The following is a 14,710-nucleotide window of genomic DNA, read 5'->3' as shown; positions in this document are numbered from 1 at the left end:
CACAGATGAGAGCAGGTGGCGGAGGCCTCCGGGCCGCCCTATGACCGGTACGCCGAACCCTTCCAGCGCGCGTGTGCAGACCAAGATCTCGGTATCCGACCCGAAGATCATGGTTAACCTGCTGGGTGCCAAGGATGAAATTCTGCGGCTCATCGAGCGAACTCTCGCCAGCGACGTGCACGTGCGCGGCAACGAGATCACCATCACCGGCGACCCCGCCGAGAACGCGACGGCCGAGCGCCTCTTCTCCGAGCTGATCGAGCTCATCGAGAAGGGCGAGACGCTGACCGTCGACTCGGTGCGGCGGACCGCCACCATGCTCGAGGAGAACACGTCCGAGCGACCGGCCGAGGTGCTGACGCTCAACATCCTCTCCCGGCGCGGTCGCACCATCCGCCCCAAGACGCTCGGCCAGAAGCACTACGTCGACGCCATCGACCAGAACACGATCGTCTTCGGCATCGGCCCGGCCGGCACCGGCAAGACCTACCTGGCGATGGCCAAGGCCGTGCAGGCGCTGACCGCCAAGCAGGTCAACCGGATCATCCTGACCCGGCCGGCGGTCGAGGCGGGCGAGCGGCTGGGCTTCCTGCCCGGCACGCTCAACGAGAAGATCGACCCGTACCTGCGGCCGCTCTACGACGCGCTGCACGACATGCTCGACCCCGAGTCGATCCCGCGGCTGATGGCGGCGGGCACGATCGAGGTCGCGCCGCTGGCCTACATGCGCGGCCGGACGCTGAACGACGCGTTCATCATCCTCGACGAGGCGCAGAACACGACGCCCGAGCAGATGAAGATGTTCCTGACCCGGCTCGGGTTCGGCGCCAAGATCGTGGTGACCGGCGACGTCACGCAGGTCGACCTGCCCGGCGGCACGACCAGCGGCCTCAAGATCGTTCGCGAGATCCTGCAGAATGTCGAGGACGTGCACTTCGCCGAGCTCTCCAGCGCCGACGTGGTCCGGCACCGGCTGGTCGCCGAGATCGTCGACGCCTACGCGCGCTACGACGTCGAGCAGGAGCACGCCGCCGCACAATCCGTCCACGCCGTGCCCGGACGAGCCGCCAGTGGTGGCGGCCGTCCCGGGCGTAGGCGCTGAAACCAAGGGGTAAAGAGCACCACTATGTCCATCGAGATCGCCAACGAGTCGGGAGTCGAGGTCGACACCGACGCGATCCTCGCGGTGGCCCGGTACGCGCTCGACGAGATGGGTGTCAACCCGCTCGCCGAGCTGTCCATCCTGCTGGTCGACGTCGACTACATGGCCGAGCTCAACCATCGCTGGATGGGTGGTGACGGGCCCACCGACGTCCTCGCGTTCCCGATGGACGAGGGCAGCGTCGACCACGGCCCGGGCGAGGCCGGCACCGGCGAGCCCGCGCTGCTCGGCGACATCGTGCTGGCCCCCGAGGTGGCCGCCAAGCAGGCCGCGGCGGCCGGTCACTCGGCCGCCGACGAGCTGCACCTGCTGACCGTGCACGGCGCGCTGCACCTGCTCGGCTACGACCATGCCGAGCCCGAGGAGGAGCGCGAGATGTTCGCGCTGCAGAACCGGCTGCTGCAGGCCTGGCGAGCCACCCGGCAGGCCGGCTGATCTCGGTGGAGCCCGCACCTCTACTCGCGGCAGGCCAGGCCACGGCGGGCCTGCCGGACGTGCAACTGATCACCTTCGCGGTCGTCCTGGTGCTGCTGGCCGGGCTGGCCTCGATGGCCGACGCCGCGCTGGGCACGGTCTCCCTGGCCCGCGCCGCCGAGATGGCGCGCGAGGGGCAGCGCGGGGCGGCGGCGCTCGAGGCGGTCGCCAAGGACGTGGTTCGCCACCTCAACCTGCTGCTCCTGCTGCGTCTGCTGTGCGAGCTGACCGCGACCACGCTGATCGCGCTGGTCGCCGTCGACAGCTGGGGGATCGGCTGGCAGGCCGCGCTGGTCACGGCCGGCGTGATGACGCTGGTCAGCTTCGTGGTGGTCGGCGTGGCCCCGCGGACGATCGGGCGGCAGCACGCGTACGCGGTGGGCCGCGCCGCCGCGCCGCTGGTGCGCTGGCTCGGCAAGGTCCTCAACCCGCTGGCGTCGCTGCTGATCCTGATCGGTAACGCCGTCACGCCGGGCCGGGGCTTCCCCGAGGGCCCGTTCGGCAGCCAGGTCGAGTTGCGCGAGCTCGTCGACCTGGCCGAGCAGCGGGGCGTGGTCGAGCACGGCGAGCGCGAGATGATCCACTCGGTCTTCGCGCTCGGCGACACGATCGCCCGCGAGGTGATGGTGCCGCGCACCGAGATGGTGTGGATAGAGACCGCGAAGACTCTCCAGCAGGCGCTCTACCTGTTCCTGCGCTCGGGCTTCTCGCGCATCCCGGTGATCGGGGACAGCGTCGACGACGTGCTCGGCGTGCTCTACCTCAAGGACGTCATCCGCCGCACCCAGTCCGGCGACCCGGCCGCGACCGCGCAGGCGGTGGCCGACGCGATGCGCCCGGCGACGTTCGTGCCCGAGTCGAAGCCGGTCGACGACCTGCTGTCCGAGATGCAGGCGGCCCGCACCCACCTGGTGATCGTGGTCGACGAGTACGGCGGCACGGCGGGCCTGGTCACGATCGAGGACATCCTCGAGGAGATCGTCGGCGAGATCACCGACGAGTACGACGTCGAGCGCCCGCCCGTGGAGCACCTCGAGGACGGCGCCGTGCGGGTGACCGCCCGGTTGCCGATCGAGGACCTGGGCGAGCAGTTCGGCGTGGAGCTGCCCGCCGACGAGGTCGAGACGGTGGGCGGCCTGCTCGCCCAGACGCTCGGCCGGGTGCCGATCCCCGGCGCGCACGTCGACGTGGGCGGCCTGCACCTGGTGGCCGAGGGCACCACCGGCCGGCGCAACCGGATCGACTCCGTGCTCGTTCGACGGATCGACCCGCCCGAGCCGGCGGCCGAGCCCGATACCGATACCGAATCCGAGGAAAGACAGACCGCAGATGCCTGACCAGACCTTTGCCGGCGCCTCGGTGCCGGCGACCGACGGCGAGGCGCTGAGCGCCGAGGACACCAAGCTGGTCACCCTGGCGCGGAGCGCACGCGCGCGGGTGGGCGCGGTCGAGGGCGCGGCCGTACGCGACCAGGACGGCCGCACCTACGCGGCGGCCACGGTGGCGCTGCCCAGCCTGGCCGTGACCGCGTTGCAGCTGGCGGTGGCGTCGGCCGCGGCGTCCGGCGCGACCCGCCTCGAGGCAGCGGCGGTGGTGACCGAGGCGTCGGAGCTCGACGGCGCGGGCCATGCGGCCGTGCGGGACCTCGGCTCGGACGCTCCCATCCACGTGGCGGCCCCGGACGGCTCGCTGCTCGGCTCGGTCACCGCATGACCGACGCGTCCAGCTCCACCCCCGACGAGGGCCGGCCCTCGCGCAAATCCCCTTCTTCCGATATTTCCGGCGGCCAGTCGGGTGGTCGGTCCGGCGGGCCGGGCGAGCGGCGCCTCACCGCCGGGGAGCGCAACGAGCAGCGGCGGCAGGAACGCCGGGCGGCCCGGCGGGCCGAGGCCGCGGGCGAGCAACGCGGCGCCCGGCGAGACGGCGCGGCGGGTGCGCGTGGCGCGGGCGACGGCCAGCGGCGCGGCGGCGCGGCGGGTGCGCGCGGCGCGGGCGGCGGCGACGGCCAGCGGCGCGGCGGCGCGGCGGGTGCGCGTGGTGCGGGCGGCGGCGACGGGCAGCGCCGCGGCGGCGCGGCGGGTGCGCGTGGTGCGGGCGGCGGCGATGGCCAGCGGCCCGGCGGCGCGGCGGGTGCGCGAGGTGCCGGCGACCGGGGCGGTGCGACCAAGAAGGCGGCTGCTTCCGGCGGGGGTGCTTCACCGCGTACGGGCAAGGGGTCCGCACCGGAGAGTGAGGGCCGCTCGCGGAAGGTGCATCGCCATGCCGAATCGGCGCTGAGCGAAGCCGGCGATGGGGTCTATCGCGCCGGATTTGCGTGCTTTGTCGGGCGACCCAACGCCGGCAAGAGCACGCTGACGAACGCGATCATCGGGCAGAAGATCGCGATCACCTCGAACAAGCCGCAGACCACGCGGCACGTCATTCGCGGCATCCTGCACCGGGAGGACGCGCAGCTCGTGCTCGTGGACACGCCGGGTCTGCACCGGCCGCGGACGCTGCTGGGCGAGCGGCTCAACGATCTCGTGCGGGAGGTCTGGAGCGAGGTCGACGTGATCGGCGTGTGCTTCCCGGCGGACGAGCCGGTGGGGCGCGGCGACCGGTTCATCTCGGCCGAGATGGCCGAGCTGAAGGCCACGATCGTGGCGGTGGTGACCAAGGTCGACCTGGTCGACTCGCGGCGGCTGGCCGAGCATCTGCTCGCGGTGAGCAAGCTGCACGACTTCGCCGAGATCGTGCCGGTGAGCGCGGTGTCGGGGCACCAGGTGCGGCAGCTGGTCGACGTGATGATCAAGTATCTGCCGGAATCGCCCCAGCTGTACCCGGACGACGTGCTGACCGACGAGCCCGAGCAGGTGCTGATCGCCGAGCTCATCCGGGAGGCGGCGCTCGAGGGCGTACGGGACGAGTTGCCGCACTCCATCGCGGTGCTGGTCGAAGAGATGATCGTCGAGGGCGGGCTCACGAAGATCTACGCGGATCTCTACGTGGAGCGGGACAGCCAGAAGTCGATCGTGATCGGGTCGCGCGGCGCTCGCCTGAAGGAGGTCGGCAGCACGGCCCGGGCGGAGATCGAACAGCTCATCGGCGGCAAGGTGTATCTCGATCTTCACGTGCGCGTCGCCAAGGAATGGCAACGTGATCCCCGTCAATTGCGCAAGCTGGGTTTCTAGTTTTTGTGCGATATGGGATAGTTCACGCTGGTTTGCACGAACCTGTGATGCTTGGGTAAGCCATAGGTCCTATGCGTCGTAACCAGTACCTGGACCTGCTGCGCGCCGCCGCCACCGTTCGCGTGGTGGTCTACCACTCGACCGGTTGGGCCGCGCTGACCGTCGTCTTTCCCGCCATGTCGGTGATGTTCGCGCTGGCCGGCTCCCTGATGGCGGCCTCCCTCGATCGCTACGGCCCGTGGGCGGTGGAGAAGCGGCTGCACCGGCTGCTGCCGTCGGTCTGGGTGCTGGTCGCCGTCGCCGTCCCGGCGATGCTGGCGATCGGGCTGGTCTGGGACTGGCGCGTGCTGCTGTGGGCCTTCCCGATCCAGGACCCGCCGGCGACCGGGTTCTGGCTCGAGGGCCTGGGCGCCATGTGGTACCTGCGGGACTTCCTCTGGTTCGTGCTGCTGTCGCCGCTGGTGTTGCCCGCTTTCCGCCGCGCGCCACTCCTGGTTATTTTAACGCCATATGTCGCTCTTGTTGTGATCACCGTCGCCGGCTTCAAGCCCGCTCCGCTGCTGCACGACATGGCCCTCTACGGCGGGGCCTGGCTACTCGGTTTTGCCCACCACGACGGCCTGCTGAAACGTCGCCGCTGGTGGCTGGCCGGCGCGCTGGCCGTCCTCGGCGCGGCCTGGACGCTCACGCATCCGGGCCCGCGCGGCTTCGACCTCAACGACATCCCGCTCGGCAACGCCCTCTGGTCGGCCGCGTTCATCCTGGTCGCGCTGGGCATCTCGCCGACCGTACGGCCGCGCCGGATCCTGACCGTGCTGAACGCCCGGGCCCTGACGATCTACCTCTGGCACGTGCCGCTGATCGTGGCGGTGGCCCGGTTCGCCGAGTGGGCCGGGCTGCCGATCTTCGGCTGGGTCGGGATCAGCTGGCGGCTCGCCGTGGTGGTGACGCTGTTGTCGGTCATCGTGGCGGCGGTGGGCTGGGTCGAGGACGTGGCCGCCGGCCGCCGGCCCACGCTCGTGCCCGGGGTCGCTCGCCGGCGGGTCCCGGTGTCGCCCGCCCCGGCCCTGGTCCGCACCAACGCCTGAGCCCTACCGGGCGCGCACCAGCAGCGGCTGCGCGACCTGCCCGACCTTCCCGTCGAAATCCGAGACGACGGCCTCGGCCAGTCCCAGGCCGTCGTCGCTGAGGATCGTGCGGCAGGCCAGGTGCACCCAATCGCCGTGGGCCGGCCGCAGCAGCGTGGTGGTCATCGTCGGCGGGATCGAGAGCCACTTGTCGAGGGGAAGCTCGGCCGAGAGCCCGTTCGCCGAGTCGGCCACGATCAGCGCCCGGTCCTGCCCGTCGAGCTCGATGCCGTCGATCAGCGGCATGGTCACGCGCGTCCAGACGTGGGTCTCGCCGAGATCGTCCAGGCCGCCCCGCGTGCACCGCCACTCGATCGCCCGCCCGTAGCCCCAGCCGTCGATGAACGCGAGGAACTCATCCGACGTCGCCGGCAGGGGCGGGACCGGCTCGGTCTCGGTGATCGTCGGCGGCTGCGGCCCGGGCGCGATGTGCCAGGCCCGCGCCGTCACCGCCACCCGGCCGTCGATCACCATGCTGGCCTCGTTGAGCGCGGTCAGCCGGCCCGGCTTCACCGGCGACACCTCGACCCGGAAGTCGCGGCGCGGTATCGGGCCGAGGAAGTCCACCGTGATGCGTGCCAGTCTCAGGCCGTCGAGGCGCAGCAGATGGCCGAGCAGGGCGGCGGGCGGGCCGCCGTGCTGCATGGCGCTGTCCCAGGGGCTCTCGGTCGACTCGGTCGGCGCGTAGTGGTCGTCACCCAGCGGCTGATAGAAGCTCACGGAGTTGAGGCTACGGTGACGTCCCCGCTGGTGACGCGCAGGTCGATCACATTCTTCGACGTGGCGTCGCTCGTCATGCCGTCGGTGTGCACGTCGCCCGAGCCGGCGCTGGTGACCAGCTTGTACTTCCCCTCGGGCACGGTGACATCGATGTTGCCGCTGCTGGCGTGGGCGGTGACCGAGTTCGGCGCGGAGAGCGACACCCGCAGGTCGCCGGAGGTGACGCCGACGTCGACCGGGCCGCCCGCCTCGAGCGCCTCGACGTTGCCGGAGGTCGCCTTGACCTTGACCGAGCCCTTCGCGTTCAGCACCTTGATGTCGCCCGAGGTGGCGCGGACCTGCACCGGGCCGGTCGCGTCGCTGATCGTGAGGTCGCCCGAACTCACCTCGAGGTCGGTGTCGGCCACCCCGTCGAGCGTGACGTCGCCCGAGTGCTGCTTGCCGTGCACCTTCACCCCGGGCGGCGTCGTGATCTTGTAGCTGACCGAGCAGTTCACCCCGCAGGACGTGTCGATGGTCAGCGTCGTGCCGTCGAGGTGGAAGGACTCGCCGGGGTTGGTGGACCGGCGGATCACTCGGTTGATCGTGGTGGCGTCGACCGCCGCCGTGCCGATCGCCACGTCGCCGGCGCCGCCGGTCAGCACGATGTCGGTGATCTTGCCCTTGACCGTGTCGTCGTACGTCATCTTGGCCCCGATCACTCCCGCGCAGCCGGTGAGGCCGGCCGTCGTCGCGGCGATGAGGGCGAGGGCTCCGGCGCGCCGGGTCAGGATCGTGGTCATGGCCCTGACGCTATTCGGGGGCGGCACGCGCACACCATCGGTCCCTTCACTGAGCCATCCCCTAGATGACCCTGAGATCCGGGTCAGGGTTGGTCGTACCGCCGCCGCTTCTGTCGTACCCCCGAGGCTTCTGTCGTACCCCCGAGGCAGAATGACTCTCGTGCCCACCGGATCCGGCTACCGCCGACAGCTCTACCGCGACGACGCGGTGGTCCTGCGCGTGCAGAAGCTCGGCGAGAGCGACCGCATCATCACGCTGCTGACCCGCCGCCACGGCCGGCTGCGCGCGGTGGCCCGCGGCGTCCGGCGTACCACCTCGCGCTTCGGCGCCCGGCTCGAGCCGTTCGGCCACATCGACCTCCAGCTCGCCGGCTCGCCCGAGGGCGTCGGCAGCTCGCTGCACTCGGTCAGCCAGGTCGAGGCGGTCGCGCTCTACGGCAAGCAGTTCCTGAGCGACTACCCGCGCTACACGGCGGCCAGCGCCATCGCCGAGACCGCCGAGCGGCTCACCCCGATCGAGCGCGAGCCGTCGCTGCGGCTGTTCCAGCTCACCCTGGGCGCGCTCAAGGCGCTCGCGGTCGGCGAGCACGCCGGCGGCCTGGTGCTCGACGCCTACCTGCTGCGCGCCATGGCCACGGCCGGCTGGGCGCCCGCGATCGCCGAGTGCGCGGTCTGCGGCACCGCCGGGCGGCACGCGGCGTTCTCGGTGCCGGCCGGCGGCGCGGTCTGCCCCGACTGCCGGCCGCCCGGCGCCGCGCACCCGGCGCCGGCCACGCTCGCGCTGATGAGCGCCCTGACCGACGGCGACTGGCCGGTCGCCGACAACTCCGAGCCGCCGGTGCGGCGGGAGTGCAGCGGCCTGGTCGCCGCCCACCTGCAATGGCACATGGAGCGGGCGCTGCGTTCGCTGCCGCTGGTCGATCGACGGGAGATTTCCTGATGCCGCGTCCGCCCACCCCGCATCTCTCCGGGGCCCGCCCGCCCGAGCTGCCCAAGGCGGCGCTGCCCAAGCACGTGGCAATCGTCATGGACGGCAACGGCCGCTGGGCCAAGGAGCGGGGGCTCTCCCGCACCAAGGGCCACGAGCAGGGGGAGTACTCGCTCTTCGACACCATCGAAGGGGCGATCGAGCTCGGCATCCCGTACCTGTCGGCCTATGCCTTCTCGACCGAGAACTGGAAGCGTTCGCCCGAGGAGGTCCGCTTCCTGATGGGCTTCAACCGCGACGTGATCCGCCGCCGCCGCGACCAGCTGGTCGACCTGGGCGTGCGGGTGGTCTGGTCGGGCCGGGCCGGCCGGCTGTGGAAGAGCGTGATCCAGGAGCTGCAGACCGCCGAGGAGATGTCGAAGAAGAACAGCACCCTCACGCTGCAGTTCTGCGTGAACTACGGCGGTCAGGCCGAGATCGCCGACGCGACCGCCGCCATCGCCCGCGACGTCGCGCTCGGCAAGCTCAAACCCGACAAGGTCAACGAGAAGACGATCGCCAAGTACCTCTACCACCCCGAGATTCCCGAGGTCGATCTGTTCCTGCGGCCGTCCGGGGAGCAGCGCACCTCGAACTTCCTGCTCTGGCAATCGGCGTACGCGGAAATGGTCTTCCTCGACACCCTCTGGCCCGATTTCGACCGACGCCATTTGTGGTACGCGTGTGAGCTCTACGCCGGTCGCGACCGGCGCTTCGGCGGCGCCGTCCCCAACCCGGTGGCGCCGCCTAAGTCATCAGGATTCGCACCGTAGCGTCCACGTCGGAGAGATCCGGCAGCACGGCGTGCGCGCCCGCGAGCACGAGGTCGGCCATCCGGGTCGACCCCGTCGCCACGCCGACCGCCAGCGCGCCGTTGGCCAGTGCCGCCGTCACGTCGTGCACGGTGTCGCCGATGACGACCGGGGCGAAGCGCTCGCCGTACTTCGCCTCGGCCCGCTCCAGGCTGCGCCGCACCAGCGTGGCCCGCACGCTGTCGTCGGTGCCGTAGCCGCCGACCTCCGCGTCGAAGGCGCCTTCCAGTTCGAAGGCGGCCACCTTGGCGTGGGCGACTTCCGGGACATTTCCCGTGACCAGTGTCTGCACCACGCCCGGCTCTTCACTCAGCCGGTCGAGCACCGCCTTGACCCCGGGCATGAGTGCCCCCTGCTGCCGGAACTCGTGCCTGACTTTCCCGACTTGAGCGATATATCGCTCGAAAAAGCGCTCGGGGGTGCAGTCGGTGACGCCGTGGGCGGCGAAGACCTCGGCGCAGATGTCCATGTCGGTCCGGCCGCCGAACACCGGATCGGCCAGCCAGTCGAGCCCCGTGATCTCGGTGAAGGCCGCCTTCCACGCCCGGCCCGCGACCCCGCCGCCGCGCAGCAGCGTGTAGTCGACGTCCCACATGACCAGGCGTCTCACGGTGTGCTTTCGTTCAGGGCCCGCTCGATGTGCTCGACCTTGGCGGTGAGCGCGTCGCTGACCCCCGGCCGCACATCCGCCTTGAGCGACACGCTGACCCGCGGCGCGCCGGCTTTCGCCACCGCCTCCACGGCCTGCTTCACCACGGCAAAGCATTCGTCCCACTCACCCTCGACGGTGGTGAACATGGCATCGGTCCGATTGGGCAGCCCCGACTCCCGAACCACCCGCACGGCCTCGGCGACGAGGTCGCCCACCGACTCGCCAACCCCGATCGGCGTAACAGAGAACGCAACCAACATGGCCCCATCGTCCCAGCCGGCCTCGCCGAAGCAACCTCGATGTTCACGGAGTCACAGCCACGAGAGAGCGCTCTCACAGCGTCTCCCATGATGCGCAGCGCGGCCGCGGAGGCAACCCTGGGAGCGCGCTTTCTCCCCGGTTGGGGGCGATAGCCCGCGCGGGCTGCCCTTTCATGCGCCCGGCTCGTGCCCCGCGCCCCCGTGCGCCTTGCGGCCCCCGTGCGCCTTGCGGCCCCCGTGCGCCTTGCGGCCCCCGTGCGCCTTGCGCCCCCGTGCGCCTTGCGCCCCCCCCCCCCGTGCGCCTTGCGCCCCCGTGCGCCTTGGGCTTTGCGCGCCGTGCGCTCCACCCATCGGACTGAGGGGTGCGCGTCTAGAGCTTGGGCGGACCTGTGCGCCTGGCGAGCAAACTTTCGTCAAGGTGTCCTGGACGCGGAATCGTCGTTGCATCGGCGTTCGTCATGCGACTAGGCTAGTCTCATGACAACAGCACATGTGGTCGGCGTGGATGGGCGAGCCTCGGAGGTGCGGATGGGCGAAGTTCTCATCGATATCGATGACAGTGCGTTGGCGGCCGCAGCGGAGATCTACGGCACGGCCACGGTGGCGGATACGGTCAACACCGCGCTGCGTGAGGCGAAGACTCGGCTACGCCGGGCCCGGGCGCTGGCTGAGCTGGTGGAGATCGCGAAGACCGGGCAGTTCGACGAGCTCCTGGACCGGTAGGTCCGACGATGACGGTCATGCGGTTCCTGGCGGACACCAGCGCGGTGGTCCGGATGCTGCGTGACCCGAAGATCGGCGCCGACTGGGCGGAAGCATTGACATCGGGCCTGGTCTCCACCTGTCCGGTCACCGAGTTGGAGCTCCTCTACACCGCAAGGTCGCATTCCGAGCGGCAACGTCAGCAAGGCCTTCTTCGTGACGTGTTCGGCTGGGTGGTCATGCCGGAGCGAGTATTCGAGCGCGCAACCGATGTGCAGACCGTCCTCAGCGAGCGGGGTTGCCATCGGTCGGCGAGCGTGGTCGATCTGCTGACGGCAGCCACCGCCGACTCCCACGGGCTGGTTCTTCTTCACTATGACCGCGACTTTGTGCAGGTCGCGCGGGTGACCGGGCAACCCGTGCACTGGCTGGCAGATCCGGGATCGATCTCCTGATCGACGGCCGGCGGTATCGTGCGGCGGTGCTGAACGGGGAGATTGCGGCCTCGGCCGCGGGAACGTGGCGGCTCGGGGACCGGGTCGTCAATCGAATGGGGTTCGGGTCCATGCGGCTCACCGTGGACCCCGATCCGGACAAGGCCATCCGCGTCCTGCGGACCGCGGTCGAGCTCGGCGTCGACCACATCGACACGGCGGCGTTCTACTTTTCGCCGGGTGGGGTGCTCGACGTGGGGGCGGGCGCGACGCGGTACGCGACCGAGCTTATTCGGCGCGCTCTGGGGCCGTACGACGGGAAAGTGTTCATTGCTACCAAGGTGGGGCCCGGGATTTTGCCCAGTGGGGAGTTCGGGGCCGCTCGCACCGGCAAGGAGCTGCGGTTTCAGGTCGAGGAAAATCTGCGGCGGCTCGGGGTGGAACGGCTTGATCTGGTCAATCTGCGGGTGTTTCGCGGTGCCGAGCCGATCGGGGAGCGATTCGCGGCGCTGAATGCGATGCGGCAGGAGGGGCTGATCGGGCATCTGGGGCTTTCGGCCGTACGCAAGGAGCAGCTCGACGAGGCGGAAGGCATCGCGCCGGTCGTGTGTGTGCAGAACAGCTTTGCGATCGACAATCGGCGCAGTGCGGAGCTCGTCCGAGTGTGCGGGGAGCGGGGAATCGCGTTCGTGCCGTTCTTCGCCATCGCCGGTGGCGGGCGGGAGAGCGGGCCGGGGGCGGACCAGGAAGACGCGGCGGTCGACCGGGTCGCGCGCCGGCACGGGGTGACCGGCCATCAGGTGCGGCTCGCCTGGACGCTGCACCACGGCGCGCACGTGCTGGCGATCCCGGGCACGGGCAGCGTCGAGCACCTGCGGGAGAACATCGCGGCGGGCGGCATCACGCTCGACGCCCAGGATCTCGCGGAAATCGACGGGAGCGGAAATCGACGGGAGCGGAAATCGACCGGAGCGGAAATCGACGGGAACGGTTGAACCTTTCGGGGGGCCGCCCGGGTTGTTAAGTCGTGGGTGAGACGGATGCGGAGTTCGCGGACTACTTCGCGGGGCGGGTCGGCGCCGTGCGGCGGCTCGCCTATGCGCTGTGCGGGGACTGGCACACCGCCGACGACCTGGTGCAGATCACCTTCGTGAAGGTGTATCCGCGCTGGCGCCGGGTGCGCGGGGACGCGATCGACGCGTACGTGCGAAAGGTCCTGGTGAATTCGTATCTGACCCACATCCGGAAGCATCGCCGCGAGACGGTGGTGGCCGAGCCCCCGGACCGGGTGGCGCCGGCCGTCGAGCGGCACGAGGAACTCGGCGACGCGCTGCGGAAGCTGCCCGCCCAGCAACGTGCGGTCGTGGTGCTGCGGCATCTCGAGGATCTGCCCGTCGCCGAGGTCGCCGCGCTGCTGAGGATCGCCCAGGGGACCGTGAAGAGCCAGTCCGCGCGGGGGATCGCCGCCCTGCGCGCGGCCATGAGCGAGGGGAGCCGCGGCCGTGGCTGACACCGACATCCGTGACCTGCTCGTCGCCTACACCGCCGATCCGCCGCCGCTGGCCTTCAGCCTCGACCGGATCGTCGTCGCCGGGCGCCGACGCCGATGGAGGCGAATCGGGGCGGTCACCGCGGCGGTGCTGCTGGCGGCGGGCCTCACCGTGGCCGCGTTGCCCCGCCACGAGACGGCGGCGACGATCCCGGTGCTGGACGGACCCTTCTGGGCCACGCTCGATCCCGAGCCGTTCTGCGAGGCCGCGAGCAAACCGGCGGCGAGCGAACCGGCCGCGAGCAAGGAGGCCCCCGACGTCTTCGGCATGCGGATCCCGTCCGAGCCGCCCGCCCACGCGAGCGCCCGGATCAGCTGCTACCTGGCCAGGACCGTGCCGCCGCTGCTGGACGGCACCGACTTCTACCGGGACTCGGCCACCCCGGCCGGCACGAAACCGCTCGAGGCGTACCCGCTCCGCACGTTCGACCCGGATCGGCCGGCCGAGACCTCGCCGCCGGTGATCAGCGCGTCGGCCGTGGTGCGCGACGACAAGGGGGCCGGCGAGATCGGCTTCGGGGTCTCGGCGACGTCCCAGAGCGCGGCCGAGGCGACCGATAGCTGCGACGGCAACGGGTGCACGGTGCGGACCGGGCCGCACGGTGAGACCGTCATGGTGCTCGACGTGCGGGCGGCCAGCGGGTACCGGCTGGTCAACGTGTGGATCTACGGCGGCGACACGACGGCGTTCGCGAGCGCGGCCAACGGTGTCACGACCGGGATCGGGCCGGGCGGCACCACGACCTCCGAGCAGCAGAAACCGTCGCGGCCGGACCTACCGCTGAGCGTCGAGGACCTCATCGCGATCGCGACCGGCCCCGCCATGACCCTCTTCCCGTAGGAGGGCGCGAAGGGCGGCGGCCAGGCGGGTGGAGGCCTCGATCTCCGCCTTGCGGATCGAGACGCTTTCCACATGGAAGCCGTACGGCATCCCGAGCCGTTCGCAGAACTCGCGCAGGTCTCTCGCGATTGCCAGGCTTTCCCGGTACGAGTCGGCCAGCGGATCGGACGAGTGGCGCAACGTGTTCGCGAGCCAGCGCGGGATGCCCACGCCGAGCCACTGGAGGAACGCGAGCGTCTTGTCCGACCCGCACAGCGACAGCGTGAAGATCAGTGGCCGGGGTTGCAGCGACCGCTCCCGGCAGGCGTAGAAGTAGTCGGAGATCAGGTTCTTCGTCTCGCTCAGGTCGTAGATCACCTGGGAGATGAAGAACGTGCAGCCCCGCTCCTGCTTGGCCAGCATGCGCAGGTGCTCGTCGCCGGAGCGGGTGTGCCGCTCGCCGATCACGACGGCGCCGAGCGGCATCTCCGGCCGCACCTCGGCCCGCAGCGCCTGGGCCGTGCGCAGGTCGGTGCGCACCGGCTTGTCGCCGGAGGAGGCGCCGACGAAGACGCCGAGCACCCGGGGGTCGGCGCCGCCGAGCCAGTCGCGCAGCTCGCCCTCGTCGTACTTGCCGACGCAGCGGTAGATGACCACGGGACGGTCCCACTCGTCGAGGTGCTGGTCGTGGAACCGGGCCGGGTCGAGCGTCGGCAGATAGGGGAAGGGACGTGACGCCGGATTGCGATCGGACTCGTCGTCGATGTCGTAGAGGATCAGGCCGTCGAGGTCGAGCCCGGACAGCCGCCCGAGGGTGACCTCGACGATCTCCCGGATCCGGGACGGGGTGGAGTCGAGGCGCGGCGGGGTGATGCCGTAGAGCAGCACCCCGCTGCGCGCCTCGGCCAGCATCGACTGCAGAGTCGGACGAGTCACCGCATCAGCCTAGAAAAGGTGGTTCGCCGAGGCGGTACCGCGGGCCGACGAAATCGCCGGTGTCGATCCGGGCGTCGAGCGGGGCCGAGCACGGTGCCGGCGACAACGACAGAATCCAGTGAGACTGACCCCCAGCGGGCGGG

18 protein-coding genes are annotated in these 14,710 nt (G+C 70.9%); 13 read left to right on the top strand and 5 right to left on the bottom strand.

The window, feature by feature from the left end; translation table 11 throughout:
* Positions 1 to 40: 40 nt before the first annotated feature.
* The 6 genes from ACZ6TB_RS37055 to ACZ6TB_RS37030 all read left to right on the top strand — a co-directional run bounded on the left by ACZ6TB_RS37055 (position 41) and on the right by ACZ6TB_RS37030 (position 5,894).
* Positions 41 to 1,102 (top strand): PhoH family protein, encoded by a 1,062-nt coding sequence (locus tag ACZ6TB_RS37055; RefSeq protein WP_465562634.1) that lies wholly within the window; start codon positions 41 to 43, stop codon positions 1,100 to 1,102.
* 24 nt (positions 1,103 to 1,126) lie between these two features.
* Positions 1,127 to 1,597, top strand: coding sequence for an rRNA maturation RNase YbeY (ybeY, locus tag ACZ6TB_RS37050; RefSeq protein WP_465562632.1), 471 nt, complete (start codon positions 1,127 to 1,129; stop codon positions 1,595 to 1,597).
* Positions 1,598 to 1,656: 59 nt separating this feature from the next.
* Positions 1,657 to 2,973 (top strand): hemolysin family protein, encoded by a 1,317-nt coding sequence (locus ACZ6TB_RS37045; protein WP_465562630.1) that lies wholly within the window; start codon positions 1,657 to 1,659, stop codon positions 2,971 to 2,973.
* The gene (locus tag ACZ6TB_RS37040) at positions 2,966 to 3,349 is read left to right on the top strand and encodes a cytidine deaminase (protein WP_465562628.1); all 384 of its coding nucleotides are present in this window, start codon (positions 2,966 to 2,968) and stop codon (positions 3,347 to 3,349) included. The genes ACZ6TB_RS37045 and ACZ6TB_RS37040 overlap by 8 nt, the downstream gene beginning before the upstream one ends.
* Before the next feature lie 560 nt (positions 3,350 to 3,909).
* Positions 3,910 to 4,806: a GTPase Era gene (gene era / locus ACZ6TB_RS37035; protein ID WP_465562923.1), complete on the top strand. Its 897-nt coding sequence runs from the start codon at positions 3,910 to 3,912 to the stop codon at positions 4,804 to 4,806.
* 71 nt (positions 4,807 to 4,877) lie between these two features.
* A complete protein-coding gene (locus ACZ6TB_RS37030) occupies positions 4,878 to 5,894 on the top strand; it encodes an acyltransferase family protein (RefSeq protein ID WP_465562626.1) in 1,017 nt (338 codons plus the stop codon).
* Positions 5,895 to 5,897: 3 nt separating this feature from the next.
* Here ACZ6TB_RS37030 and ACZ6TB_RS37025 read toward each other — a convergent pair whose 3' ends face one another.
* Entirely contained in the window at positions 5,898 to 6,653 is a 756-nt protein-coding gene (locus tag ACZ6TB_RS37025; RefSeq protein ID WP_465562622.1) for a thioesterase family protein, read from the bottom strand.
* Positions 6,650 to 7,435, bottom strand: a complete 786-nt coding sequence (locus ACZ6TB_RS37020; RefSeq protein WP_465562620.1) for a DUF4097 family beta strand repeat-containing protein — start codon at positions 7,433 to 7,435, stop codon at positions 6,650 to 6,652. The genes ACZ6TB_RS37025 and ACZ6TB_RS37020 overlap by 4 nt, the downstream gene beginning before the upstream one ends.
* Before the next feature lie 151 nt (positions 7,436 to 7,586).
* On the opposite strand from ACZ6TB_RS37020, the gene recO reads away from it, so the two are divergent.
* Positions 7,587 to 8,375 (top strand): DNA repair protein RecO, encoded by a 789-nt coding sequence (gene recO / locus ACZ6TB_RS37015; protein WP_465562618.1) that lies wholly within the window; start codon positions 7,587 to 7,589, stop codon positions 8,373 to 8,375.
* Positions 8,375 to 9,175, top strand: coding sequence for an isoprenyl transferase (locus ACZ6TB_RS37010; RefSeq protein ID WP_465562615.1), 801 nt, complete (start codon positions 8,375 to 8,377; stop codon positions 9,173 to 9,175). The genes recO and ACZ6TB_RS37010 overlap by 1 nt, the downstream gene beginning before the upstream one ends.
* Here the strand turns inward: ACZ6TB_RS37010 and ACZ6TB_RS37005 are convergent.
* Both ACZ6TB_RS37005 and ACZ6TB_RS37000 read right to left on the bottom strand, forming a co-directional pair.
* Positions 9,150 to 9,824 carry an HAD family hydrolase gene (locus ACZ6TB_RS37005; protein ID WP_465562612.1) on the bottom strand — a complete coding sequence of 225 codons (675 nt, stop codon included), beginning with the start codon at positions 9,822 to 9,824 and terminating at the stop codon, positions 9,150 to 9,152. The two genes, ACZ6TB_RS37010 and ACZ6TB_RS37005, sit on opposite strands and share 26 nt — an antisense overlap.
* On the bottom strand, positions 9,821 to 10,126 hold the full coding sequence (locus ACZ6TB_RS37000) for an MTH1187 family thiamine-binding protein (RefSeq protein WP_465562610.1): 306 nt from the start codon (positions 10,124 to 10,126) through the stop codon (positions 9,821 to 9,823). The genes ACZ6TB_RS37005 and ACZ6TB_RS37000 overlap by 4 nt, the downstream gene beginning before the upstream one ends.
* A 477-nt stretch (positions 10,127 to 10,603) precedes the next feature.
* Here ACZ6TB_RS37000 and ACZ6TB_RS36995 point away from each other — a divergent pair, with 477 nt between their 5' ends.
* From ACZ6TB_RS36995 to ACZ6TB_RS36975, 5 genes are all read left to right on the top strand, one after another.
* Positions 10,604 to 10,849, top strand: a complete 246-nt coding sequence (locus tag ACZ6TB_RS36995; RefSeq protein WP_465562608.1) for a type II toxin-antitoxin system VapB family antitoxin — start codon at positions 10,604 to 10,606, stop codon at positions 10,847 to 10,849.
* 17 nt (positions 10,850 to 10,866) lie between these two features.
* On the top strand, positions 10,867 to 11,283 hold the full coding sequence (locus ACZ6TB_RS36990; RefSeq protein WP_465562606.1) for a PIN domain-containing protein: 417 nt from the start codon (positions 10,867 to 10,869) through the stop codon (positions 11,281 to 11,283).
* A 95-nt stretch (positions 11,284 to 11,378) separates the two neighbouring features.
* On the top strand, positions 11,379 to 12,257 hold the full coding sequence (locus ACZ6TB_RS36985) for an aldo/keto reductase (protein WP_465562920.1): 879 nt from the start codon (positions 11,379 to 11,381) through the stop codon (positions 12,255 to 12,257).
* A 32-nt stretch (positions 12,258 to 12,289) separates the two neighbouring features.
* Complete coding sequence (locus ACZ6TB_RS36980) at positions 12,290 to 12,772, top strand: SigE family RNA polymerase sigma factor (protein ID WP_465562603.1); 483 nt, start codon at positions 12,290 to 12,292, stop codon at positions 12,770 to 12,772.
* The gene (locus tag ACZ6TB_RS36975) at positions 12,765 to 13,652 is read left to right on the top strand and encodes a hypothetical protein (protein ID WP_465562602.1); all 888 of its coding nucleotides are present in this window, start codon (positions 12,765 to 12,767) and stop codon (positions 13,650 to 13,652) included. Before ACZ6TB_RS36980 ends, ACZ6TB_RS36975 begins: the two co-directional genes overlap by 8 nt.
* Here ACZ6TB_RS36975 and ACZ6TB_RS36970 read toward each other — a convergent pair.
* Positions 13,587 to 14,567, bottom strand: coding sequence for a methylenetetrahydrofolate reductase (locus ACZ6TB_RS36970; RefSeq protein ID WP_465562601.1), 981 nt, complete (start codon positions 14,565 to 14,567; stop codon positions 13,587 to 13,589). The two genes, ACZ6TB_RS36975 and ACZ6TB_RS36970, sit on opposite strands and share 66 nt — an antisense overlap.
* Positions 14,568 to 14,710: the final 143 nt, after the last annotated feature.

Source organism: Actinoplanes sp. NPDC051537 (genome assembly GCF_055586105.1).
This window is presented reverse-complemented; position numbering and strand designations above follow the sequence as displayed.